The organism is Stenotrophomonas sp. Nf1 (assembly GCF_003028475.1).
In the GTDB taxonomy this organism is placed as follows: Bacteria; Pseudomonadota; Gammaproteobacteria; order Xanthomonadales; family Xanthomonadaceae; genus Stenotrophomonas.
Map to the genome: position 1 here is coordinate 39,118 of NZ_PYTV01000011.1, position 21,218 is coordinate 60,335.

Sequence of the window (21,218 nt, forward strand, 5' to 3'; positions counted from 1 at the left end):
ATGGCCCACGTCGAAACCTCGCGCGCCGGCAATGCACACGGCTCCACCAAGTCCTACCTGATCGGCTTCGTGCTGTGCGCGCTGCTGACCGTGGTGCCGTTCGCACTGGTGATGAACCCGGTGCTGTCGCGGCCGCTCACGCTGTTCCTGCTGGTGGGCTTCGCGGTGGCGCAGATCCTGGTGCAGCTGGTGTTCTTCCTGCACATGGACCGCAAGTCCGAAGGGGGCTGGAACCTGGCCAGCTTCGTGTTCACCCTGGTGATCCTGTTCATCGTCGTCGCATTGTCGGTCTGGATCATCTGGAGCATGCACTACCACATGATGATCAACTGAGCCTGCGAACCGTGAAAGGCATTGCGTTCCCCCAGCGTGGCCTGCGCCTGGCCGCAGGCCTGCTGCTCGGCCTGCTGGCCGGCTGCAGCGCGCAGTCGCGCATGGACTTCTATTCCAAGGACATCGCCTGCGAGGAACTCGGCCAGCAGTGGTCGATGCCCGACAGCCACGGCAGCGTACGTGGCCCGAAGGATCTGCAGGGCCAGGTGACCTATCTGTTCTTCGGCTTCACTAGCTGCCCGGACGTATGCCCGACCACGATGGTCGAGCTGGGTCAGGTCAAGCACCTGATGGGCAAGGATGCCGACCAGCTGCAGGTGGTGTTCGTCAGTGTCGACCCGGCCCGCGATACGCCCGAGGTCGCGCGCACCTATGTGGAAGCGTTCGATCCGAAGGCCATCGCACTGGTCGGCAACGAAGCGCAGCTGTCGGCGATGGCCAGCGACTTCAAGGCGTTCTACGAGAAAGAACCGGGCCAGCTGCCCGACACCTACACCATGAGCCATATCGCCGGTGGTTACGTGTTCGATCGCCAGGGCCGCCTGCGCCTGTTCGCGCCCTACGGCATGCCGGTGGAGAAGCTGTTCTCCGATGTGCAGCGCTTGTTGCTGGAACCGGCCCATCCGGCCGCTGGCAACGACGCACTGGCCAGCTGCAGCCTCAAGCACACCGGCGTACTCGCCGCCCGCTGATGCCGGTGGGTGCCAACCACTGCTCCTGGTGGGTGTCGACCGTTGGTCGGCACTTCCGGATCTGCTCCTGGTAGGTGCCAACCTTGGTTGGCACAGCTGTAGAGCCGAGCCCATGCTCGGCTCAGCGCTCACCGTGCACCCTGCAGGCAGCAGCCGAGCGTAGGCTCGGCTCTACATGCCCGCCGCCTGGTGGGTGCCGACCGTTGGTCGGCACACCCTGGCACAACCAATCCCCCAGCCGGCCAGGAGAGCCAACCGGCCGGGGGCACCACTCAACGCCTTACTTGGTCTCTTCCCACTGCACCACGTCCGGCTCGGCCGCCTTGACGCCGGCGGTCGACAGCAGCTTGGTGGTTGCATCCAGCGCCGCGTTCACCGACGGATACTCGACAATCGCCCGGCCGGAAGCCTTGGATACCTTCACCACGGTGCCGCCGGTGGCGGTCGCCGCACGCTGCGCCGAGGCCGCATCGGTGAAGAACACCTTGACCCGCGACGTCGCCACCACCGGCGCGCCGTCATTGGACACGGCGGCGGCGAACTTGCCGGCACCGGCATCCAGCCGCGCCGCCGCACCGGTGCTGCCGGCATCGAGGGAGCGCTTGCTGCGGGCACCGGTGCTTGTCGCGGCGGCTTCCGCAGCCGGGGTGATCTTGAACTGGCCACCACTGGCCTGCTGCACGGTGGCCGACGGTGCCAGGCGGAAGCGGTTGCCGCCCACATCGAAACTACGCCCAGTGGCTTCGGCCTTCAGTGCCTGTGCGTCCACGGTCGACAAGGTCCTGGCAGCGGGAGGCTGGCCCGAGCTCTGTGCCCAGGCGGTGGAGGTGATCGCCGCGAAGGCGAGGGTGCTCAACAGAATGGTCGTCTTCATCATCAGTGCCCCAGAACGCGGATCTTGAAGAATTCGAGGTTGCCACGCGATGCAGCGTTCGCGGCCTGCCCCATGTCGGTGACTTCCAGCGTCCAGGTGCCGGTGGCGCTCTCATCCAGGAAGGCATTGCTGGACAACAGGTCCCAGCTGGTGAAGTTGCGCTGCGTACCGTTGGTACCCGAGCCGATGGCGGTGAACGCCGGCTGCACCACGCTGCGCGTGCCACTGGGCGAGACCAGCACGAACTGCAGCTGGCGGGTGTTGCTGTGGTTGACGCGGAAGCCCAGCTGCACGCTCTCGATGTTGCGCGCGCCATTGGCCAGCTGGAAGGTCAGACGCGCAGCGGCGGCCGAGGTGTTGCCGATGGCCACTGTACGTGTGGTGTTGCGCCAGCCGCTGTCCACCAGCGCACCGAGCGACTGGAAGTTCTCCGCCACCTGCACCGCACGCGCGGCGTTGACCACACCGAAGCCGTACAGATTGCTGAAGGCACGGCCGGCGGCGTTCACCGTCCAGCCCGGCACCAGCACGCGGCCATCGGCCAGCGTCACCGCCGCCCGGTTCGGATCGTTGCGGGTGGCGGTGGTGGCCAGGATGTACTTCACATCGCGGTAGGACAGGTTCGGATTGGCTTCCAGTACCAGCGCCGCCACACCCGAGACCATCGGCGTGGCCGCAGAGGTTCCGTTCATCTTGCCGGTGTAGTTGCAGGTGCTGTCGATGGCCGACTGGTTGCTGTCCAGTGAGTTCTCGCGGGCGGTGTTCGTGTTGCTGCCCTGCGCGCACCCGGTCACGTCGGTGGTGACGATGGCCGGATCATAGGCACGCGCCACCAGCCCCGGCGCGTACTGCGCCTGCAGGCCGTATTCGCCGCCGAAGGCCGACACCCACAGCACCGAACCGGTGGACGAGTACGACGAACGCACGCCGTCGGCGCGCACCGCACCCACGGTGATCACGTTGAACAGGTTGTTGCGCGGGTCACGCCCGGCCGGCACGCAGCCGGTGCCGCGATTCTTGGTGTCGGCGGTGCAGACGTCCTGCGTCTGGCTGATCGAGGCGTTGTTGAAGTTGTTGCCCGCGGCCTTCACGTAGATGCCGCCGCGACCGCCGCGGGTACCCGACAGGGCCTGCTCGTAGGCGCTGATGTCGTTCTGGCTGTAGGCAATCGGCAGGTTCGGGTTACCCGGCCTGGCGCCCCAACTGTTGTTGAAGACCTGCACGTCGGCCACTTCGGCGCCATCCCACCAGGAATACTCGATGTTGGCCGTCGAATTGCCCTGGGCATTGGACGCCAGGAAGTTGAATCCCTTCAGCGTGGCCGCCGAGGCCACGCCGCGCACGCCCAGATTGTTGGCGCCCACCGCGCCAGCGATGCCGCCGACCATGGTGCCGTGGTTGTCGACGTCCGGGTTGGAGGGCGTGGGGTTGTTGGAGCCATTGGCGAAGTTCTTGCCGGCCACCGCCGCCACGTTGGCGGCCAGGTCCGGGTGGGCGATCTGCAGGCCGTCATCGACGATGGCGATGGTGACACCCTGGCCGCGGATGCCATTGCGGAACAGGCCATCCACGTTCAGATCGTTGCCGGCCACCGGCAGCGTGTCGGCCGGCACGGCCTGCCCGGTGTTGAGCAGGTGCCACTGGATTCCGGCCAGCGGATCGGCCTGCTGGGCCTGGGCGGTGGCGGCCAGGCTGCCCAGCACCAGGGCAGTGGCAAGGGCCAGGCGCGCGGAGCGCGGTGGCGCGGAGCGTTGCGTGTGTCGCTTCATACACGAATCCTTCTGTTGTGAATCGGCATGGCAGGACGGCGGGGCGGAACTGCCCCATCGCAACGAGCCAAACGCGACACCACGAGTCCCTCCCTACGTCGAATGGGCACGAATGTTTCGATATGCGAAGTGCGTCACAAACACTCATGACGCGCGGTAATAACGACTACACATTCCTGTTGGCGGCCGCATTCACGCATGGCGTGGCTCTACCGCGTCCCATCGCGCGGCTTCACATCCGGCTGTGCTACTACAGCCCGAGCCCCCTTCCGCGCGGAGCACGATGATGGTCAATCCCCTGGCCCAGGCCCATCGCGGCCTTGGCACCACCCTGTTCAGCCTGTTGAATCCGATCCCATTCGGGTTCTTTGTCGGCGCCTTGATCTTCGATGCGATCTACCTCAACAGCGCCGAGGTGATGTGGGGCAAGGCCGCCGCCTGGCTGATCACCTTCGGCCTGCTGATCGCCATCGTGCCGCGCCTGATCAACCTGTTCGCGGTCTGGCGCCGCAACGGCAGCGCCACCGGCATCGACCGCATCGACTTCTTCCTCAACCTGGTGGCGGTGCTGCTGGCCATCTGGAACGCCTTCGTGCACAGCCGCGACGCCTACGCCGTTGCCGTGCCGGGCACAATCCTGTCGGCGCTGACCGTGGCGCTGATCGCGCTGGGGCTCATCCTGCTGTCGCTGCAGCCGCCGGTGCGGCACGGAGGTCATCATGGCTAAGCCCTTCCTGCCCGCCCTTGCAGCGCTTTCGTTGGCAGTGATGCTGTCGGCCTGCGCGGGCAAGGCCGAGTACCACCCCACCGACCAGTCCGGCGCGAAGCCGCCGCTGCCGGCACCGCAGAACTTCCTGATGCCGCCCATGCAGGTGCCCAAGGGCGTCGGCTGGGCTGAAGGCCAATCGCCCACGGTGGCCGAGGGCCTGAAGATCGAGCGCATCGCCGCCAACCTGCAGCATCCGCGCCGCCTGTTGACCCTGCCCAACGGCGATGTGCTGGTGGTGGAGGGCAACGGCCCGGGTGAAGAGCCAGTCACCACGCCCAAGCAGTGGATCGCCGGCAAGGTGAAGGCGCGCTCGGGCAAGGCCGGCAAGGGCGGCAACCGGGTCACCCTGCTGCGGCGCACGCCCGGCACCAATACCTGGACCCAGCACGTCTACATCGAGGGCCTGCATTCGCCGTTCGGCATCCAGCTCATCGGTGACACCTTGTACGTGGCCAACACCGGCAACATCGTGCAGTTCCACTACGTGCCCGGCGAAACCCGCATGGCCGACAAGGGCCGCGAGTTCACCGATCTGCCCAGCACCATCAACCATCACTGGACCAAGGAGCTGCTGGCCAGCCGCGACGGCCGCAAGCTGTACGTGGGCGTGGGCTCCAACAGCAACATCACCGAGAACGGCCTGGCGGTGGAGTACCGCCGCGCAGTGGTGCTGGAAGTGGACGTGGCCACCCGTGGCAGCCGCATCTTCGCCTCGGGCATCCGCAACCCCACTGGCCTGGACTGGGAGCCGAGCACCGGCACGCTGTGGGCGGTGGCCAACGAGCGCGATGAGATCGGCGCCGACCTGGTGCCCGATTACCTCACCTCGGTGAAGGAAGATGGCTTCTACGGCTGGCCCTACAGCTACTACGGCCAGCACGTGGACGAGCGCGTGCAGCCGCAGCGGCCGGACCTGGTGGCCAAGGCGATCGTGCCGGATTACGCCATCGGCTCGCACGTGGCGCCGCTGGGCCTGCTGTTCTATACCGGCCAGGCGCTGCCGGCGCAGTACCACGGCGGTGCCTTCATCGGCGAACACGGCAGCTGGGATCGCTCGCCATTGAGCGGCTACGAGGTGGTATACGTGCCGTTCAAGGACGGCAAGCCGACCGGGCGGCCACAGACCGTGGTGAGTGGCTTCGCCTCGAAGGATGAGAAGACCCTGATGGGCGCACCGGTAGGCATGGCGATGGACGCCGAAGGCGCACTGCTGGTGGCCGACGACGTGGGTGACGTGGTGTGGCGGGTGTCAGCCAAGTAGCCTTGTAGAGTCGAGCTTGCTCGACTGCTTTTTGTAGAGCCGAGCCATGCTCGGCTTACGCGCGCAGCGCGGGGTTGCCGCGTACAGGTCGAAGAGCAGCCGAGCGTGGGCTCGGCTCTACAGTTCTGCGGTGCCGCTGCGGAACCCGCTGAATACCGATTCGGCGGCAAAGCCCACGCCACCCAGCAGCACGCCGAAGTACACCATCGTGGCCACCACGAAGGCATAACCGGCCGCCACCGCCGCGCCGTCGCGCTGGATGAAACCAATGGCGAAGGACATCAGCGCCAACGCCGGCAGCGTGTTGCTGAAGGGAATCGGGCCGGCTGGCGCCATCAGCAGCACCGTGGCCACCACCAGCGCCAGGTTGTTCAGGCGCATCATCTTCTTCGAACGCACCATCACCGCCAGCCGCATCGGCCGCGAGAGCCGCTCCATGCGATGCACCCACTTCAACGCACGGCCGAGGTTGGTCTTCAGCGTTTCGGTGGCGATCTCGCGGCGTGCCAGCTTCTGCGGCACCCACAGCGGGCGGTTGCGCAGCCGGCTCAGGCCGATCAGCAGGATCGAAGCGCCAAACACCGTGCTCAGCCCGGGAATCGACACCGGGATGATGAAGATGGCCGAAAGCAGGATCACCACCAGCAGCAGGCCCTCATCGCCCAGGGCGCTGAGCAGGGTACCGACGCTGACCCGTTCGCCGGGCAGTTCGTCGATCATCTGCTCGATCTGCTGGGCCAGTGGCGCGGTGTCGTTGGGGTCGGGGGCACGGTAGGTCATGCGTCGAAAGGGTTTCCAGGGAAGGGCGGTCAGGGGGCCGTCCTGCGGTGGGGGACGCACAGGCCCCTGAAGTATCCCGGCCAATGTGGGCAAAGAGGTGAACCGGGCATGAGGCGCTAAACTGGCCCGCCCCGCACGAGTGCAACGCAATGGACATGGGCCGCCGGCAATCGACCATCGAACTGGTCGCCATCGATATGGATGGCACCCTGCTGGACCCGGCCCACACGCTCACTGCACGGGCCAAGCAGGCCATCGCACAGGCGCGCGCGCTGGGCGTGCATATCGTGCTGACCAGCGGCCGCCCGGTTCCCGGCCTGGCCCCGTTCCTGCACGAACTGGGCATCGATGGCGACGACGACTACTGCATCGCCTGCAACGGCGGCCTGGTGCAGCGCATCGGCACCGGCGAAACCGTGGTCGAGCATCCGCTCAGCTTCGATGACTTCCTGTTCTGCGAGCAGGTGGCGCGCGAACTGGGCGTGCACTTCCAGGCGCTGGACAGCCAGCGCATCTACACCCCCAACCAGGACATCAGCTACTACACCGTGGCCGACTCGCATCTCTCGCGGATGCCGCTGTCGTACCGCCGCGTGGCCGACATGGATCGGTCGATGTCCTTCATCAAGCTGATGATGATCGATGCGCCCGAAGTGCTGGACGCGGCCATCGCGCGCCTGCCCAGCGAGCTGACCGAGCGGTTTGCCGTGCTGAAAAGCGCACCGTTCTTCCTGGAAGTGTTCGACCACCGTGCTGGCAAGGGGCCGAGCCTGCAGAAGCTGGCCGAGCACCTGGGCATCGACCGCCACAACGTGATGGCCATCGGTGACCAGGAGAATGACCTGACCATGCTGCAGTACGCCGGCACCAGCGTGGCGATGGGCAATGCCATCGATGCGGTAAAGGCCGTGGCGCGGTTTGAAACCACCAGCAATGCCGATGACGGCGTGGCACGCGCAATCGAGCGCTTCGTGCTGCGGTGAATCGCGCGGCCACCCTCTGGTAGGTGCCAACCTTGGTTGGCACACGCATGGCTATACCCACGTATACCCCACCCATCCCCATCGCCATCGGCGCTGTACCACCGCGCGATGGCGGATCCGGCCGAGCGATGCAAGACTTTCGCACGTCGAAATCACGCCATCGCATTGAGCGGCTGAGGATCGTCTTCCCCCGCCGCTGACCGGCGCGCACTGCGCCGTCACCGCCCAACGCAATCGCATCACCAGCCAGCGCGCCGATACCGGTGCCGCCCCGCGCTGGGCGTGCGCCTGCGCCATCTTTCCCCACTGCACGCTGGATCTTTGCATGAACACCCCACCCACGACGCGCCTGGCGCTGGCGATCCTCACCGCCATCGCCGCACCGGCCCATGCCGCCGAATCGGCGGACACCGCGCACGACACGCCCACCACCTTGAACGCCCTGCAGGTGATCGCCACGCCGCGCGGCGCCGCCGTCGCGCCCACCCAGGTGGTCGGCCCGAACCGTTACATCATCAAGGCCGAAGACCTCGATGCGGTGGTCACCGGCAACAACGGCCTGGCCATGCTCAAGCAGGTGCCCGGCGCCAGCTACACCGCCACCGACGGCCTGGGCCTGGATATCTCGGCCACCAGCCTGTTCGTGCGCGGCTTCCGCATGAACGAAATGGGCATCACCTTCGAAGGCGTACCGCTGAACGACAACGGCTTCCTTTCGCTCACCGGCACCAGCGTGGTGAATGTGGGTGTGCCCGATGGCATCGGCGCGATCACGGTCAGCCCGGGCGGCGCACCGGTCAGCGTGTTTTCCAGCAGCGTCAACGGCGGCAGCCTGGAATACCGCCTGCGCGAACTGCAGGACACCCCCAGCCTGCGCGTGAAGCAGGGCGTGGGCAGCAACAGCACCCTGGTCACCACCGTGTCCGGGCAGAGCGGCCAGCTGGGTGAACACGGCCCGAAAGTGCTGGTCGACCTGCAACGCGTGTCGGCCGACAAGTACCAGGGCGAAGGCACCCAGAACTTCCTGCGCGGCGACCTGAAGCTGCAGCAGGACGTGGCCTGGGGCGATGTCACCGTGTTCCTGTCCGACAGCAAGGCCAAGGTCTGGGGCTACAACAACATCTCCTTCGACATGATCCGCAAGCTCGGCTGGAAGGCCGACATCTTCTACCCGGACTACGCGTGGGCCTGGTATGTGGCCTCGCCGGAGAACGCAGACAAATCCTGCGGCGCCTACACCTGCGGTGAGCTGTCCGAACTGATTCCGTACGACACCGGCCAGATCACCCGCGACCGCGTGTCCTCGATCAACCACCGCTTCCAGATCACCCCGGCACTGCGTGGCAACGTGCAGCTGTACAACGCCAACAGCCACACCCAGGCCACGCTGACCGACCCCACCGTGCCGTCGCCCAACGGTGCACCGTTCTCCGAGCAGGTGCAGACGCCACGCCTGAACCGGCTCGGTGGCATGGTCAACCTGCAGTTTGAAGCCGGTGCGCATACCCTCACCGCCGGTTTCTGGCAGGAGAAGAGCAAGGCTGCAGCCAAGACCGAGTGGTACCAGCAGCCGCTGTTGGGTGAGGGCCCGCCGCTGAAGGCCACCGGGCCGTTCGATGTGTACGGGCCGGCGTTCAAGACCGACAACGCCTCGAGCTGGGTGACCCGCTCGCGCCAGTTCTACCTGCAGGACGATATCGTGCTGAATGACACGCTGAAGCTCAGCGTCGGCTTCAAGGCCGTGGATTTCCGCACCCGTGGCGGTGGCCTCGGCGATGCCGAGGACCGGCCGGTGAACGGCACGCTGCGTGCGAAGAGCAACTTCCTGCCACACGTCTCGCTGTTCTGGAGCCCGACCGAATCCGCCGACGCCTTCATCGACCTGGCCAACACCATGAACGGCTACCGCGTGGCCCAGCGCGGCAACATCGGCTACACCGCCTCGGCATGGACCATCACCGACCAGGAGGAATTCGACCGCGTAGCCCGCACGCTGCGCCCGGAGAAGAACTGGAACCTGACCGTGGGCGCATCGCACCGCTTCGACCGGCTGACCATCACCGGCGATGTGTTCTACAACGACATCCGCAACCGCCTGCTGTCGGCCGCCATCGGCACCCAGTTCGCGCAGATCAACACCGTGCGGCTGATGCCGAAGATGCATGTGATCGGCGCCGACCTGGGCATCACCGCCGACCTGACCGACCACCTGCAGTTCTACCAGGGCGTGGCGGTGGCCCGTTCGTACTACGACAGCGATTTCGTGGTGGGCGGCACCGTGTACCCGATCAAGGGCAACGCCCAGCCGGGTTACCCGCAGATTTCGCTGGTGAGTGATCTTTCCGCCCACTTCGGCGACTGGCGTTTCGGTGCCACCAGCACCTCATACCTGCGCCAGCCGTTCACCTACGAGAGCGACATCCGCGTTCCCACGTTCTGGCAGGTCAACACCTATGCCGCCTACCGGTTCGGCGCGGACAGCGCGGTGCCGGGACTGGAGCTGCGGCTGGACGTGAGCAACCTGTTCAACCGCCACAACATCGGCACCGCCACCATCGCCGGCTCGTCGTTCTCGGGCGATTACCAGACCCTGCAGCGCAGCGCGCCCCGGCAGCTGATGTTCAGCACGTCGATGGCGTTCTGATGTAACCAGGGACGGGGGTCAGAGCCCTTTGCTACGCAAAGGGATCCGACCCCGCTGCCATCCCGTGATCGGGGTCAGATCCCTTTGCACAGCAAAGGGCTCTGACCCCAAACCCCTGCCTTGCGCAATCAACAGGGATTTTCTGGCGGCGGCGCAAGGTTCCCACAATGTTGCTGCGTCATCCTGTTGGCATGGCACAGCACCACACGCAATCACCGCTGTTCGGCATCCGGGGCCCAGGACGGCCCCGGCAGGCGCTGTCCGTGGCGCCTGCGATCGACCTGCGGGCCGAATACCAGTTCTGGCAGGTGTACGAGCGTGTGGTGCAGCCGCTGCCTGGCGGTGGGCTGCGGCTGGCCTGGCTGGTCTGCCAGAAGGTCTATCGCGACCGCTGGCAGTACCCGCACGACAGTGACGAGGTGGCACTGTCGCGCGTGGTGTTCGGCGGGAACATGACGGCTGACCGCGCGTCGGAGCTGGCGGCGCTCCACGCGCTGGTCAGCCGTCGGGTGGCGGTGCTGGCCAGGCGTGGGCGGCTGGGTACGGCGGCGTGATGCGCGGGGATGGCGCTGGCGTCGCCGGACCGCCGTGAACCGCCCTGGCACCCTCGCACCATCCGCTGGCATGACCTGCTCTGGCGTTGATCTATCCGCTGCCATGACCTGCTCTTGGTAGAGTCGACTGTTAGTCGACTGCTCTTCGCATCCACCTCGCAGGCGACCGCGCTTCGCGCGCGAGTCGACTAACAGTCGACTCTACCAACGCCCTCTCCAACCAGCGCTGCTATGGCTTTCCGCGATCCAACTGCCGGTACCCGATCGCCTCAGCCAGATGCGCAGTCTGGATCACCTCGCAACCGGCCAGATCCGCAATCGTGCGCGCCACCCGCAGAATTCGATGCATTGCCCGCGCGGACAGCTGCAGGCGTTCAATCGCCTGCTCCAACAAGTCTTGGTCGGCCTCGCTCAATCGCGTGCAGGCGCGCAGCGCGGCGGGCGGCAGATGCGCATTGAGCCCGCCGCGTGCCTGTTGCCGGGCATGGGCGGCTTCCACCCGGGCACGCACCGTTGCACTGGGCTCACCCAGCGGCGTGCTCTCGCGCAGTTCCACCGCATCCATGCGCGCCACACTGATATGCAGGTCGATACGGTCCAGCAGCGGCCCTGACACCCGCGCACGATAGCGGTGGATGCGCTCGTCACTGCACAGGCAGCGATTGCTGCGGTCGCCGGCCCAGCCGCAGGGGCACGGGTTCATCGCCGCCACCAGCTGGAAACGCGCGGGGTACTGCACACTGCGCGCCGCACGGGAAATACGAATATGACCCGACTCCAGCGGCTCGCGCAGCGTTTCCAGCGCGCTGCGGTTCCACTCGGGCAGTTCATCCAGGAACAGCACGCCGTGATGGGCCAGCGATATCTCGCCGGGGCAGGGCGGGTTGCCGCCGCCCACCAGTGCCGCCGCGCTCGCACTGTGGTGGGGAGAGCGGAACGGCCGTTGCCGCCAACGCTTCGGGTCCAGCCCTTCGCCACTCACCGAGGCAATCGCAGCCAGCTGCAGTGCTTCGGCCTCTTCCGTATCCGGCAGCAGCCCGGGCAGGCGTGAGGCCAGCAGCGTCTTGCCGCAGCCCGGGCTGCCGATCAGCAACAGATGATGGCCACCGGCCGCAGCCACCTCCAACGCGCGCCGCGCATGCCCCTGCCCGCGCACGTCGGCCAGATCGGGCAGCGGCAGCGGTGGGGTGTCCACGCGCTGAACGGGCGGCAGCAGGCGCGGGTTGCCCAGCCCGGCGCAGCACTCCAGCAATGTGCGCGCCACACGCACATCGGCATGCTCGGCCAGCGCCGCCTCGGCGGCATTGCCGGGCGGAACCACCAGAACGCGCCCGGCTTCAGCGGCGGCAATCGCGGCGGGCAGTGCACCGGCCACCGGGCGTAGTTCGCCGGTGAGTCCCAGCTCGCCCAGGAATTCGTATTGCAGCAGCGACTGCGGATCGACCTGCCCGCTGGCCGCGAGGATGCCCAGCGCGATGGCCAGATCGTAGCGCCCGCCTTCCTTGGGCAGGTCGGCCGGTGCGAGATTCAAGGTGATGCGCCTTTGCGGGAAGTCGAAGCGCGCGCAGAGCAGGGCGGCACGTACACGTTCGCGCGATTCACGCACGCTGGTTTCGGCCAGGCCCACAATCTGGGTGGCGGGCAGGCCACCGGAGAGATGCACTTCCACCCGCACCAGCGGGGCATCAACCCCGGCGCGGGCACGGCTGTGGACCAGCGCCAGGCTCATGAACGGTTTCCTGCGGAGGGACGCTTGATGGTGCGGCAGGCGCGTTGCGGCGAACCATCGGAAATTGCGGGTGAAACGGCTAGGGGGATTCTGGCAGGTGGTCGGAATTCGCGTGGCCTCTACCGCGGCGACGCCTGCCGGCAGCTGAGTGACGGAATCCGACCGCCATCTGCACAGCCGCGCCAAGGGACCCGGTGAGCTTCCGATTGGCTGGACATGCGTTCCACGTTGCCTGTCGAAGCAGGGCCAACTTCTTCCAATGTTCTCTGCGAGCAGGCATTCGCGACCGCTCAAACCCACACACAATTTCTTGCAGGCAAGTATCCGACTCGCTACGCTGGCTCTAACACACCCGCCAAGCCTCTGACGCGCTAGTTCGCGGCATGCTCAAATTGGCGGGTTTTTCGTTCTCACAGATGGGTAGCAGGGTGACTCACTTCCGCAAGCCGCTCAGGCGAAAATGAGCAGCCAGGGTGGGTCAATTGGGGGGGGGCGCAATCTGCCCTTCACCGTGCAACATAGTGAGGCCGACGCTACTTACACTGCTGCGTAACATCAATGCCATCGCGGTACTTCAGGACGATGGAATTCAGCAGGCCGAACCGATCCGAGGCTGGGCTTGGATCCAAAGGGGCTCCCGACGGCTGCAGTCGAGCCTCCAGCTGGGTACGGAAGCGCATGACATCGGGCGCGCGGGCATTGGCTCCAGCCATGATGTTCATGGTCATCAGGATCGGGCCGTTATCGACGATGAGCAGTGGAACGCCTTTGCAGTAGAAGCCGAAAGACGGCGACCCAGGCTCCCCGGCGACGATCTCGATTCCCTTTGTTGCTGTAGCACGGGAGAGGTCCATGGCTTCTTTTCGGACAAGCGAAAAGTCGTCGTCGGAGATCGTTCGATAGGTCCTTAGCTCCGCCTCGAATGTGGTCGGATACACCACCCATCCGAGCCCGCAAAGCAGGATGATGGCAACGACGAAAAAGCTGGCAAGTGATCTCATCCTGGCGTCCCTACTTTTCCGGACCGACGTCCTCCGGCCTTGAGTAGCACGAAGATTCGGAATCCAATTCCGAAATGAACACCTTTGCTTGTCACGCGGCGATGCCAATGATCATGATTCAGAACTGATACCTCGCGCGAGCGCCGAGAACGAGCGCAATGAAGGGCCCTAGAATGATGCGCACGCAGTCCATCGCGAGAGCCCTGCCGTTCTGTCCGATCTTGCGTGATACCCGGGCATACCCAAAGAATCCGGAAAACAGGCCGCGTAAGGCAGCTCGTCTATAGAAGAGCTTGGCTTCTTCCGGATGCATCGGTACGTGCTCCTCATGATACGTCGCAAATCCAAGAAGCAATTCGGGAGTAGTTCCGTAGCTCGAGGACGCTTCCAGATAGCGATACGCTGCTGCAGGGTCTCCCATCTTCAGGTGGACGCGTGCAAGATGAAGAAACGTCAGCGAGCTGGGAGCAACAAGCGAGGCGCGCCGATAGCTGTCGAGCGAGGCAGGGAGGTCAATCTCAATATCCTGCCCACCGTCTTCGTAGATCATTCCACGACAGACGTATCCATCTAGACGGGTAGAGTCATCCCCGGAATCTATTAGTGATTCGGCTATGAGAAGCGCGTCACTGGCTTGGCCCTTTTTCAGAAGGAGAATGGCATCTCTAAAGCTGTTCCCTGCTCTTGTCATGGGACTCTCATCTCTCTGCTGCCCATCCTGCTTGTGCGCGCAGAAGGCTCCCTGGCCAGTTGGATCCTCTTTTTCTGATGCAGTCTCTGCGGGCTCGACCTTACGCCTTGGCATACGCCGATTCCTACGCAAATATAGTACGAAGTCTCTCTTGCATTTCTTGATCTTAGCAGGGCAGCTCCAACTGCAATTGATGCCTGTCCAGCCACGGGCGCGATGGAGCCTGCGAGCCCAATTGCGTCCGGCGCTTCTGCGGCATTGCCGGGCGGAACCACCAGAATGCGCCCGGCTTCAGCGGCTGCGATCGCGGCCGGCAATGCACCGGCTACCGGGCGTAGCTCACCGGTCAGGCCCAATTCGCCCAGGAATTCGTATTGCAGCAGCGATTGCGGATCGACCTGTCCGCTGGCCGCGAGGATGCCCAGCGCGATGGCCAGGTCGTAGCGCCCGCCTTCCTTGGGCAGATCGGCCGGTGCGAGATTCAAGGTGATGCGCCGTTGCGGGAAGTCGAAGCGTGCGCAGAGCAGGGCGGCACGTACACGTTCGCGCGATTCACGCACGCTGGTTTCGGCCAGTCCGACAATCTGGGTGGCGGGCAGGCCACCGGAGAGATGCACTTCCACCCGCACCAGTGGGGCATCAACCCCGGCGCGGGCACGGCTGTGGACCAGCGCCAGGCTCATGAAGGGATTCCTGCGGAGGGACGCTTGATGGTGCGGCAGGCGCGTTGCGGCGAACCATCGGAAATTGCTGGTGAAACGGCTAGGATTTCGGCCAGACAATCAACGGTGCGCTCCTCCAGCAGAAGTCGGTTATCCCTTTATGCTCAAACTTCAATTGCTACAGGCGTGCTAGCTCGATCCTGTCGCTTATCCATCTTTCCTTTAAGCAATCAGGCCTCCAAGGCAAATTTCCTCATGAAGGTAAAGTATCGCTTCACCTTTGGCTGGACAGCCGCGCGAGCGCTAGAGCTCGAGCAAGTCGGCGCCACTGTTGATCCCCCGTCTGATTTCAATGGCGATTGCATCATTGGTGTCGTTCATTCGATAGAAGGGGCTCCGGAATGGGGAGGAATTTCCTCGCTGATCAGGGAATGGGGTGGCTCTTCCCTTGTGACGACGGAGTTCTCTGTCGCTGAGATTGCCGCTGCTGATTACTGTGAGCTACTGGTTACTCACGCAAATGGGTATCCCCAGCCGGAGGATGACTTTGGCTTTCTGGCGCAGAGTTATGACACGTCCAAGTACTGCGATGAGTGCGGAGTCGGGGCTGTACAAATTGCGCCTTTCCGCGTTCGGAAGTCATTGAAGTGGGGGCGTAATGCCTTCCTGAAACTGTTCTGGGTTGAAGATGCGATCTTCATGCATAGGGAGGTTTGGCAAGAACACCTTGCTCCACTTCGCATTGAGACGTGGCCGGTTGAGGATACGAAGGGGAATGTTCTTGATCACATCGTGCAATTGCGTGCTGATACGAGCGTTGCATTGCAGATGGAGGAGAATTTGGGAGTTCGCTGTCCGAAATGCAGGCGGGTTCGCTACATTGGCCCAGAGAGAGCATTCCTCGCGGCGCCAGTGAGAGCTCCAGAGCTTCCCATCTTCCGAAGCGAGCAGTTCTTCGGAGCAGGTCACCAGTCCTCCAATGCCATTCTCATCGGGCGGGATGTGGTCGCGGCGATTCAGTCCGCCAAGCTGAGGGGGGCAAAGCTATGGCCATGTGCTACGCCAGAATAGGCTATGGGCACTGTGAAGCGCCTCGGAGTTCCCGCAGGCTCAAACACTTGAGAGGATCAAGTGCTGAGAGCGTCGGTGGGCGGTCCACAAAGTTTGGGTAGCGCGGCGATCTATAACTCAATTCCCAAACAGACACCTCTGCGTATCCGGCATCGACCCATCGAAGCGCTGCAACTGCGCCTCAACCCAGGATGGCCCCGCACGCTCCACCAGCAGCCGCCCCTCAATCTGCTGCACAAACAGCCAACGCTCGAAACTCATCCGCAGGCGCTCGATATCCGGCGCCCGCCACGCGGCATCGGCAGGCATCCGGATCAGCACGCGCGAGGGCGCACTCTCCACCTCCATCACCACAACGCCCTTACACCGGATCTCGAAAGACGTCGCCCCAGCATAGCGCGTGTGGAATTCAAAGCCTTCGACGGCCTTGGCGGTAACGAAGCCCAGCGCGTCGCCGTGCAGCAACCGGTAATCGAAGGGCTTCAGCTTCTGGTAGGCCCACTCCCGATCACTCACTGGCGCGGGCCACGCGGCCCATACCACGGCGATCACCACGATGCAGGCCGCGGCAGCGACAAGGCTGTGCTTCTTCATCGCTCACCCCCGACTTCAGGCCCTGGGCCGCATGCGCTCGTGGATGAACGCCGTGAGCGCCATATCGGCCATCACCAGCCCTTCCATCACGCGGTCGCCCACGTACTGATCAGGCTCACCGTTCTGGCGTGTGCGCTCGGCCGCCAACAGGATTTCCTGCACGACGCGCTGGCCGGTTGCCGCGCAGTCGGCGTCGGACATCGCCATCTGTCGGCTGCGCAGCAGGTGACGTTCGGGCCAGGGCCGGCCGTCGGCGGCAGCGCCGGCGCCGATGGCGCGCAGCGTGGCAATGAGGCTGTTGGGGTCCAGCGCGGGCGCGGGTGACGGCGCTTCCTGGATGGGGCGCGGGGGGCGGGGAGTGCGGCGTGGTCATGGCAGGCTCCGTGCAAGCAGGCGGAAGCCGCCACCGATAAAGGTGGCGGACAGGGCGTGGCTCGAAAACCGGTGTGTGATGATCGCCGGCGGGCACGAGGCCCCCACGCCCCGCCCGCCATAGCCGGCAGACGGATTGCCAGCCGGCACCAAGCAAGTTGATGCCGGCTGGCAAGCGCAAACTTCATCACAACAACGGGTTTTCGAGTCCCGGCCACCGATGCACGGTGGCGGAGCAACGATTACTCGCCGTTGTGTGGAATGCCAAGGGGTAGGGGTCAATGCCGCCAAAACCCGAGACGTTTTCGGCATTGTCGCATAGCGCGGAAAGGGGCGAGAGCCTTGGCGGGCTAGGCGTACAGGCACTTCTGGAACGGAGTCTTCAAATTCTTCCGCCAGAGACGCCAAGCGCGGCAAAAGCGTCATCACTTGGTCGGTGGCATTGCTGAAGCTGTCGGTCGATAAGACTCGCCCGTAAGGTGGCCCTAACCATCTTGCGCGGGTCGCACCGTCAATTCACCCAGGCACGAAGAAGCTCTTTGATCTGCAGAATTTGCGCTTCCGCATAGCGCTGATCTTTCATACGAATATCTGCATCATCCAGGTAATGCCAAAAGGCGTGCGGCACTTGGATGTCGCCGTTGTCCAGCCCCATCAAGGCTTTAACTTCCCTTGCTTGTTCATGCCAATCCATCAACTCCTTTTCTGAAGCTGGCTCCTTCATGATCAGGTCGGAAATAGACGCAAAAATTCCTTTCTTTACATGCTCGGTACTCATCTCGCCCTCTTTCCAGCCCAGTGCGGCTCGAACAAGATTACATGCGCCGCTTCTCTACGTGACGCTGGGCTGGAGTTGATATGGAGAACTGGTGTCGATCCACTGTTGATTGGATGAAGATCAAGCCGAACACCCCATTGCCCGCCTTTCCAGCGAACGCCAAGCAGCCTGCCATTCGCATGCAAGCTTCCCGGTGACGGACCATTAGTGGCTGGTCAGCCAGCCAGATCAAGCCGCTCGCGGAACCAGGCTCCTTGCTGGCCGTTGTGCTTGAAGTTGCGCAGTTCGAACTGCCGGGATTCGTGGATGACGTGCCGCCAGCGAACGCAGCGATACTTTTGCGGCGTTTGTTCCGGATGGTGCTCTGACATCCAAAGAATCGCCGTGTCCAGATTCGCCCAGCCGTCGATGGCTTGTTCACGGAAGGCTTGTCGTAAAGCACTGACAATGCCGGCGATTGGCCAGTGGATCTGACCATCAGGTCCAATGCCATTGACTATAAGGTCATGGAACTCGGGTGACTGGACCAGCTCTACAAGGGCTTGCGGTCCCTGTGCCAAATCTGCCGCGAACGTGCGTAGCTGTTGGAACTGTCGGTCGATTTCGGTGTAAGAGTGGCTGAGTGCATCCTGTGCCTTCAGGCATCCATCGACAGTCCGGATTTCGTACTGCTCAATGAAATGGTGAACGAGCGTGTTCCTGAGGTGCACCAGTTTGCGCAGATCGGTTCGTAGAGCTGCATGAGATTGCTCTGGCAATTCGAGCCCCATGAACAGAGCGATGAAGCTTGAATCGCGGCTGTAACCTGGTGGCGCGCCAGGAGCTTCGCTGCCTTTCCTTATCACGCATTCGGCCATCAGTCGAGCCGCCAACACTCCCATTGTCCCGCCGCTGATTTCGGCCTTGCGGTTATCAAAAGCCTTATGGAATGTATCCGGCGTACCGAATAGCTTCTGAAAGGCGAGCATGGACTTCATCAGCTGCTCGCACTGTTGGAGGCGCAGAATGCAACGGCCGAGCAGCCGTTGCACTTCCTGCTGCGCATCGACAACGTCCTTATGGTCGACTTCGAGCATGGCGGACCTGAGTATGGAATACGGCAACTTTACCGCTTGAGACGCTTGAGACGCAGGGCGGAGAAGAAAGGGAGCCCTGCTGGGGCGCTTTCCCGCGTCGCCTCCGGGTCTGAGTGACTTTCTACCTATTGACCCTACCGAGCGCCGCGCACAATCTGACTACCGTTGTAGTCACTCAGCTCTGTCCTGCCCGCAGCAGCAAAGTTCTGCAGCGCTCGAATGGATTCCACCCACTGGCTCAGGCCAATACAAGGATCACTGCACGTGCAACGCCGCAGCCGACTGCTTCTCTGCGCGGGTCTGATCCCGCTTCCGTGGTTCCTGTTCTGGACCAGCGTCGCCGCCGTGTTCGCGCCGGGCTACAACCCGCTCGCACAGCACGCCAGCGAGCTGCTGCAGGCGCCCACGCTCGCAAGCATCTGCGCCAGGATCGCCGCCATCGGCTCCGGTGTTGGGTTCGTGGCGTTCTCTATTGGAGTGTGGCGCGAATCCGGGCGTCGCATTGCATTGGGTGCCATCTGCTGGATGATCTTTGGCATCTCGATGCTGACCAACGGGCTCTGGCCCATGGGTCATCCGATGCACGGCTTCTACACCATCGGTATCGCCAACATCATCGCGCCAGCGATGTCGCACATCGAGTTGAGCGCATGGTCTGCCAACCGAAGGGCGTATGCCGTGACCGCTGTGGTGAGCATCGCGAGCGTCGTCTATCTATGGTTGAACGTGGTGGGCGCGGACCCGGAGGGCTACAGAGGGCTGACTCAGCGCGTGTTCTCGTCCATCAACTCGCTCTGGCCATTCCTGGTGGCGCTGTATCTGCTGCGCAGGGGTTCAAGCGCGCTGATGGCGCAGCCTGCGCATTGATGGGGGCGCGCGACAGGAACATAGAGGACTGATCAAGGACTTCTCGATTCTCCGGCCCCAGCTCAAGGTGATCTTCTCGGGATTCATGCCAGGAGATCCACTGTTCAAGCCGTGGGCGCTCTTCAACCATCTGTTCCTTGATGCTGGCACCTCGGGTGGCAAGAGGGGAAAGGTCGCGCGCGCCTTCTGCTATACCCCGGCTCCAACCCCTACCAAGCAGGCTGCAGCGAGCACCGCACCCGAAGCTGACCTTCGGCCTGCCAGCTCAAATGCTGCTGCATGGAGGGAGAAGTTTGGGCATCGAAGCTTTGAGTCTTGGTTCAGTCGAGCGAGCCCTGAGTGCAGCTGAGGTAAGCAGCAGGTTTTTTCAGGCGTAGACAACCGCTCCCATCATTCTTTGGCTATTGGCGCAGGCTCCTCGCTACCCTCAGCCCGGCTAACGCTCTCACTGGTCTCAACCATGCGCAGCATCTGCTCCCTTACCTGGGGCTCACATTTGTGGCAGGCAAAGTATTGGATTCTCTCCATATCTCCAGTGACGAATTCATCGCATCGCTCACACGCGACAGCACCCCAGCCCCGGTCAAAGCACGATACACAGCTCCACATTCCGTCGATAAAGAATACTGAAGGCTGAGGGTGCTCGCACTTGTGGCAGGACGCGATATGCTCCTCTCCTTCCTCACACCAATCATCTCCCTGGGGATAATGCTTGGCGCACAGGTTGGTAAGGACGTCAGTGGTGATGTCGTCGCCGCAGTTTGGACAGGCGTTTAAGCCCTTTTGGAAGAATTTAAACGGAGCGTTGCAGGTGGGGCAGGGAAGCTCTGCGTTGCACTCTTCCACAGCGGTGTCATCGACGCCACACACCATGCAGGTGTAGTCAGTACCCCATGAGTGGGTCTCGCCAACAATAGCGGCAGACATGTGGCAATGACCGCAGGGAACGATTTTTTTGCCTTTCTTCTCTTGGATCTCGATCTGAGGCTTCAGGATTTCGAATCGGGTTTTGATGAATTCTCCCTGGCGCATCATGCGCTGGTTGAGCACTTGTAGCTCCACTGCATATGGTTGAAACACGTCTTCCCATAAACCGGTCAGGAGCGCATGCAGGTAGTGCCAAGATGCCCATGCCTCGGCAATCACGCCGGCCTGAGTCTTGCTCGGATTATCCATGCCGGAATGTGCGAAATGGACAATCTGATTTCGGTGCTCGCCCAGTGCCTTGAAATTGTCAGAGGCGTTCTTGTCGATTTTCTCGCCGAGAATGGATGGGATTCGGTTCAGGGCGTCATCAAGGTAAACGGAGAGAAAGTCTCCAACGGCTAGGTTTTGGAGATCTCCGGTCTCAGGCTTTGAAAGCATGAGTGTCCAGTGCTCCTTCATGAGCCGGGCTTTTAGGAACAGCTCGACCGCCGTATAGAGATCGACGATGGCATTCTTGGGTTTGTTTTGGAGATGGTCGATAGAGCTATTCACGAAGCCCAGAGCGTTTCGCACCAGGGCATCGAAAAGCTCTTCTTTCGTCCGGCGTTCCTGCTTCAACCACCTGCGTGCCATTACGCTTCACCGTCTCTGTGTTGATTTTATGCTGCGATTGTAGGGGCGAAAGCACCTCGATGGCTCGCTTTCCGCATGCTCGCTATGGCCCTCGCGGGAGCCCGTAGGCCAACTAATAGCTATTCCTGGAGGGTGGCGGTGATGGCAGTAGAATCTAT

The 21,218-nt window shown here is 63.3% G+C and carries 19 protein-coding genes and 2 pseudogenes; 9 read left to right on the forward strand and 12 right to left on the reverse strand.

Annotated features, from left to right (window positions below; translation table 11 throughout):
* On the forward strand, positions 1-333 hold the full coding sequence (gene cyoD, locus C9412_RS17860) for a cytochrome o ubiquinol oxidase subunit IV (RefSeq protein WP_006474871.1): 333 nt from the start codon (positions 1-3) through the stop codon (positions 331-333).
* Between the two features lie 11 nt (positions 334-344).
* Entirely contained in the window at positions 345-1,025 is a 681-nt protein-coding gene (locus C9412_RS17865; RefSeq protein ID WP_107232850.1) for an SCO family protein, read from the forward strand.
* Positions 1,026-1,305: 280 nt separating this feature from the next.
* On the opposite strand, the gene C9412_RS17870 is transcribed toward C9412_RS17865, so the two are convergent.
* Positions 1,306-1,902 (reverse strand): DNA breaking-rejoining protein, encoded by a 597-nt coding sequence (locus tag C9412_RS17870; protein ID WP_107232851.1) that lies wholly within the window; start codon positions 1,900-1,902, stop codon positions 1,306-1,308.
* Positions 1,902-3,668, reverse strand: coding sequence for a S8 family serine peptidase (locus tag C9412_RS17875; protein ID WP_107232852.1), 1,767 nt, complete (start codon positions 3,666-3,668; stop codon positions 1,902-1,904). The genes C9412_RS17870 and C9412_RS17875 overlap by 1 nt, the downstream gene beginning before the upstream one ends.
* 286 nt (positions 3,669-3,954) lie before the next feature.
* Here C9412_RS17875 and C9412_RS17880 point away from each other — a divergent pair, with 286 nt between their 5' ends.
* Together C9412_RS17880 and C9412_RS17885 are read left to right on the forward strand one after the other, a co-directional pair.
* Positions 3,955-4,395, forward strand: a complete 441-nt coding sequence (locus C9412_RS17880) for a DUF2231 domain-containing protein (RefSeq protein ID WP_107232853.1) — start codon at positions 3,955-3,957, stop codon at positions 4,393-4,395.
* The gene (locus C9412_RS17885; protein WP_107232854.1) at positions 4,388-5,698 is read left to right on the forward strand and encodes a sorbosone dehydrogenase family protein; all 1,311 of its coding nucleotides are present in this window, start codon (positions 4,388-4,390) and stop codon (positions 5,696-5,698) included. The genes C9412_RS17880 and C9412_RS17885 overlap by 8 nt, the downstream gene beginning before the upstream one ends.
* 117 nt (positions 5,699-5,815) lie before the next feature.
* Here C9412_RS17885 and C9412_RS17890 read toward each other — a convergent pair whose 3' ends face one another.
* Positions 5,816-6,478 carry an exopolysaccharide biosynthesis protein gene (locus C9412_RS17890; protein WP_107232855.1) on the reverse strand — a complete coding sequence of 221 codons (663 nt, stop codon included), beginning with the start codon at positions 6,476-6,478 and terminating at the stop codon, positions 5,816-5,818.
* Positions 6,479-6,627: 149 nt separating this feature from the next.
* Here C9412_RS17890 and yidA point away from each other — a divergent pair, with 149 nt between their 5' ends.
* The 3 genes from yidA to C9412_RS17905 all read left to right on the forward strand — a co-directional run bounded on the left by yidA (position 6,628) and on the right by C9412_RS17905 (position 10,659).
* Positions 6,628-7,461: a sugar-phosphatase gene (yidA, locus tag C9412_RS17895; protein WP_107232856.1), complete on the forward strand. Its 834-nt coding sequence runs from the start codon at positions 6,628-6,630 to the stop codon at positions 7,459-7,461.
* Between the two features lie 325 nt (positions 7,462-7,786).
* Complete coding sequence (locus C9412_RS17900) at positions 7,787-10,105, forward strand: TonB-dependent receptor (RefSeq protein ID WP_107232857.1); 2,319 nt, start codon at positions 7,787-7,789, stop codon at positions 10,103-10,105.
* A gap of 167 nt (positions 10,106-10,272) precedes the next feature.
* Positions 10,273-10,659, forward strand: a complete 387-nt coding sequence (locus C9412_RS17905) for a hypothetical protein (RefSeq protein WP_107232858.1) — start codon at positions 10,273-10,275, stop codon at positions 10,657-10,659.
* Between the two features lie 229 nt (positions 10,660-10,888).
* On the opposite strand, the gene C9412_RS17910 is transcribed toward C9412_RS17905, so the two are convergent.
* The 4 genes and pseudogenes from C9412_RS17910 to C9412_RS17925 form a co-directional block, all read right to left on the reverse strand.
* Positions 10,889-12,388, reverse strand: coding sequence for a YifB family Mg chelatase-like AAA ATPase (locus C9412_RS17910; RefSeq protein WP_107232859.1), 1,500 nt, complete (start codon positions 12,386-12,388; stop codon positions 10,889-10,891).
* A 533-nt stretch (positions 12,389-12,921) separates the two neighbouring features.
* Positions 12,922-13,389, reverse strand: coding sequence for a hypothetical protein (locus C9412_RS17915; protein WP_107232860.1), 468 nt, complete (start codon positions 13,387-13,389; stop codon positions 12,922-12,924).
* A gap of 118 nt (positions 13,390-13,507) precedes the next feature.
* Positions 13,508-13,939, reverse strand: coding sequence for a hypothetical protein (locus C9412_RS17920; protein ID WP_107232861.1), 432 nt, complete (start codon positions 13,937-13,939; stop codon positions 13,508-13,510).
* A 386-nt stretch (positions 13,940-14,325) separates the two neighbouring features.
* Positions 14,326-14,763, reverse strand: a pseudogene (locus tag C9412_RS17925) (magnesium chelatase domain-containing protein); the annotation flags it as partial.
* Positions 14,764-14,997: 234 nt separating this feature from the next.
* Here C9412_RS17925 and C9412_RS20635 point away from each other — a divergent pair.
* Positions 14,998-15,813: a hypothetical protein gene (locus C9412_RS20635; RefSeq protein ID WP_146160178.1), complete on the forward strand. Its 816-nt coding sequence runs from the start codon at positions 14,998-15,000 to the stop codon at positions 15,811-15,813.
* 117 nt (positions 15,814-15,930) lie between these two features.
* Here the strand turns inward: C9412_RS20635 and C9412_RS17930 are convergent, their stop codons facing one another.
* The 4 genes and pseudogenes from C9412_RS17930 to C9412_RS17945 form a co-directional block, all read right to left on the reverse strand.
* Positions 15,931-16,407 (reverse strand): cold-shock protein, encoded by a 477-nt coding sequence (locus tag C9412_RS17930; RefSeq protein ID WP_107232862.1) that lies wholly within the window; start codon positions 16,405-16,407, stop codon positions 15,931-15,933.
* 15 nt (positions 16,408-16,422) lie between these two features.
* Positions 16,423-16,780: pseudogene (locus C9412_RS17935) on the reverse strand (hypothetical protein).
* 510 nt (positions 16,781-17,290) lie between these two features.
* Complete coding sequence (locus C9412_RS17940) at positions 17,291-17,557, reverse strand: hypothetical protein (protein ID WP_107232863.1); 267 nt, start codon at positions 17,555-17,557, stop codon at positions 17,291-17,293.
* 215 nt (positions 17,558-17,772) lie between these two features.
* The gene (locus C9412_RS17945) at positions 17,773-18,633 is read right to left on the reverse strand and encodes an OST-HTH/LOTUS domain-containing protein (RefSeq protein ID WP_107232864.1); all 861 of its coding nucleotides are present in this window, start codon (positions 18,631-18,633) and stop codon (positions 17,773-17,775) included.
* A 264-nt stretch (positions 18,634-18,897) separates the two neighbouring features.
* Between C9412_RS17945 and C9412_RS17950 the strand changes: the two genes are divergently transcribed.
* The gene (locus C9412_RS17950) at positions 18,898-19,500 is read left to right on the forward strand and encodes a DUF998 domain-containing protein (RefSeq protein ID WP_107232865.1); all 603 of its coding nucleotides are present in this window, start codon (positions 18,898-18,900) and stop codon (positions 19,498-19,500) included.
* A 390-nt stretch (positions 19,501-19,890) separates the two neighbouring features.
* Here C9412_RS17950 and C9412_RS17955 read toward each other — a convergent pair whose 3' ends face one another.
* The gene (locus C9412_RS17955) at positions 19,891-21,045 is read right to left on the reverse strand and encodes a hypothetical protein (RefSeq protein ID WP_219906198.1); all 1,155 of its coding nucleotides are present in this window, start codon (positions 21,043-21,045) and stop codon (positions 19,891-19,893) included.
* Positions 21,046-21,218 lie beyond the last annotated feature (173 nt).

Excerpts from the sequence above, each read along its gene's own strand:
- cyoD (WP_006474871.1), top strand. The coding sequence starts at position 1 with ATGGCCCACGTCGAAACCTCGCGCGCCGGCAATGCACACGGCTCCACC.
- C9412_RS17870 (WP_107232851.1), bottom strand. The coding sequence starts at position 1,902 with ATGATGAAGACGACCATTCTGTTGAGCACCCTCGCCTTCGCGGCGATC.
- C9412_RS17875 (WP_107232852.1), bottom strand. The coding sequence starts at position 3,668 with ATGAAGCGACACACGCAACGCTCCGCGCCACCGCGCTCCGCGCGCCTG.
- C9412_RS17880 (WP_107232853.1), top strand. The coding sequence starts at position 3,955 with ATGGTCAATCCCCTGGCCCAGGCCCATCGCGGCCTTGGCACCACCCTG.
- C9412_RS17885 (WP_107232854.1), top strand. The coding sequence starts at position 4,388 with ATGGCTAAGCCCTTCCTGCCCGCCCTTGCAGCGCTTTCGTTGGCAGTG.
- C9412_RS17890 (WP_107232855.1), bottom strand. The coding sequence starts at position 6,478 with ATGACCTACCGTGCCCCCGACCCCAACGACACCGCGCCACTGGCCCAG.
- yidA (WP_107232856.1), top strand. The coding sequence starts at position 6,628 with ATGGACATGGGCCGCCGGCAATCGACCATCGAACTGGTCGCCATCGAT.
- C9412_RS17900 (WP_107232857.1), top strand. The coding sequence starts at position 7,787 with ATGAACACCCCACCCACGACGCGCCTGGCGCTGGCGATCCTCACCGCC.
- C9412_RS17905 (WP_107232858.1), top strand. The coding sequence starts at position 10,273 with ATGTTGCTGCGTCATCCTGTTGGCATGGCACAGCACCACACGCAATCA.
- C9412_RS17910 (WP_107232859.1), bottom strand. The coding sequence starts at position 12,388 with ATGAGCCTGGCGCTGGTCCACAGCCGTGCCCGCGCCGGGGTTGATGCC.
- C9412_RS17915 (WP_107232860.1), bottom strand. The coding sequence starts at position 13,389 with ATGAGATCACTTGCCAGCTTTTTCGTCGTTGCCATCATCCTGCTTTGC.
- C9412_RS17920 (WP_107232861.1), bottom strand. The coding sequence starts at position 13,939 with ATGATCTACGAAGACGGTGGGCAGGATATTGAGATTGACCTCCCTGCC.
- C9412_RS20635 (WP_146160178.1), top strand. The coding sequence starts at position 14,998 with ATGAAGGTAAAGTATCGCTTCACCTTTGGCTGGACAGCCGCGCGAGCG.
- C9412_RS17930 (WP_107232862.1), bottom strand. The coding sequence starts at position 16,407 with ATGAAGAAGCACAGCCTTGTCGCTGCCGCGGCCTGCATCGTGGTGATC.
- C9412_RS17940 (WP_107232863.1), bottom strand. The coding sequence starts at position 17,557 with ATGAGTACCGAGCATGTAAAGAAAGGAATTTTTGCGTCTATTTCCGAC.
- C9412_RS17945 (WP_107232864.1), bottom strand. The coding sequence starts at position 18,633 with ATGCTCGAAGTCGACCATAAGGACGTTGTCGATGCGCAGCAGGAAGTG.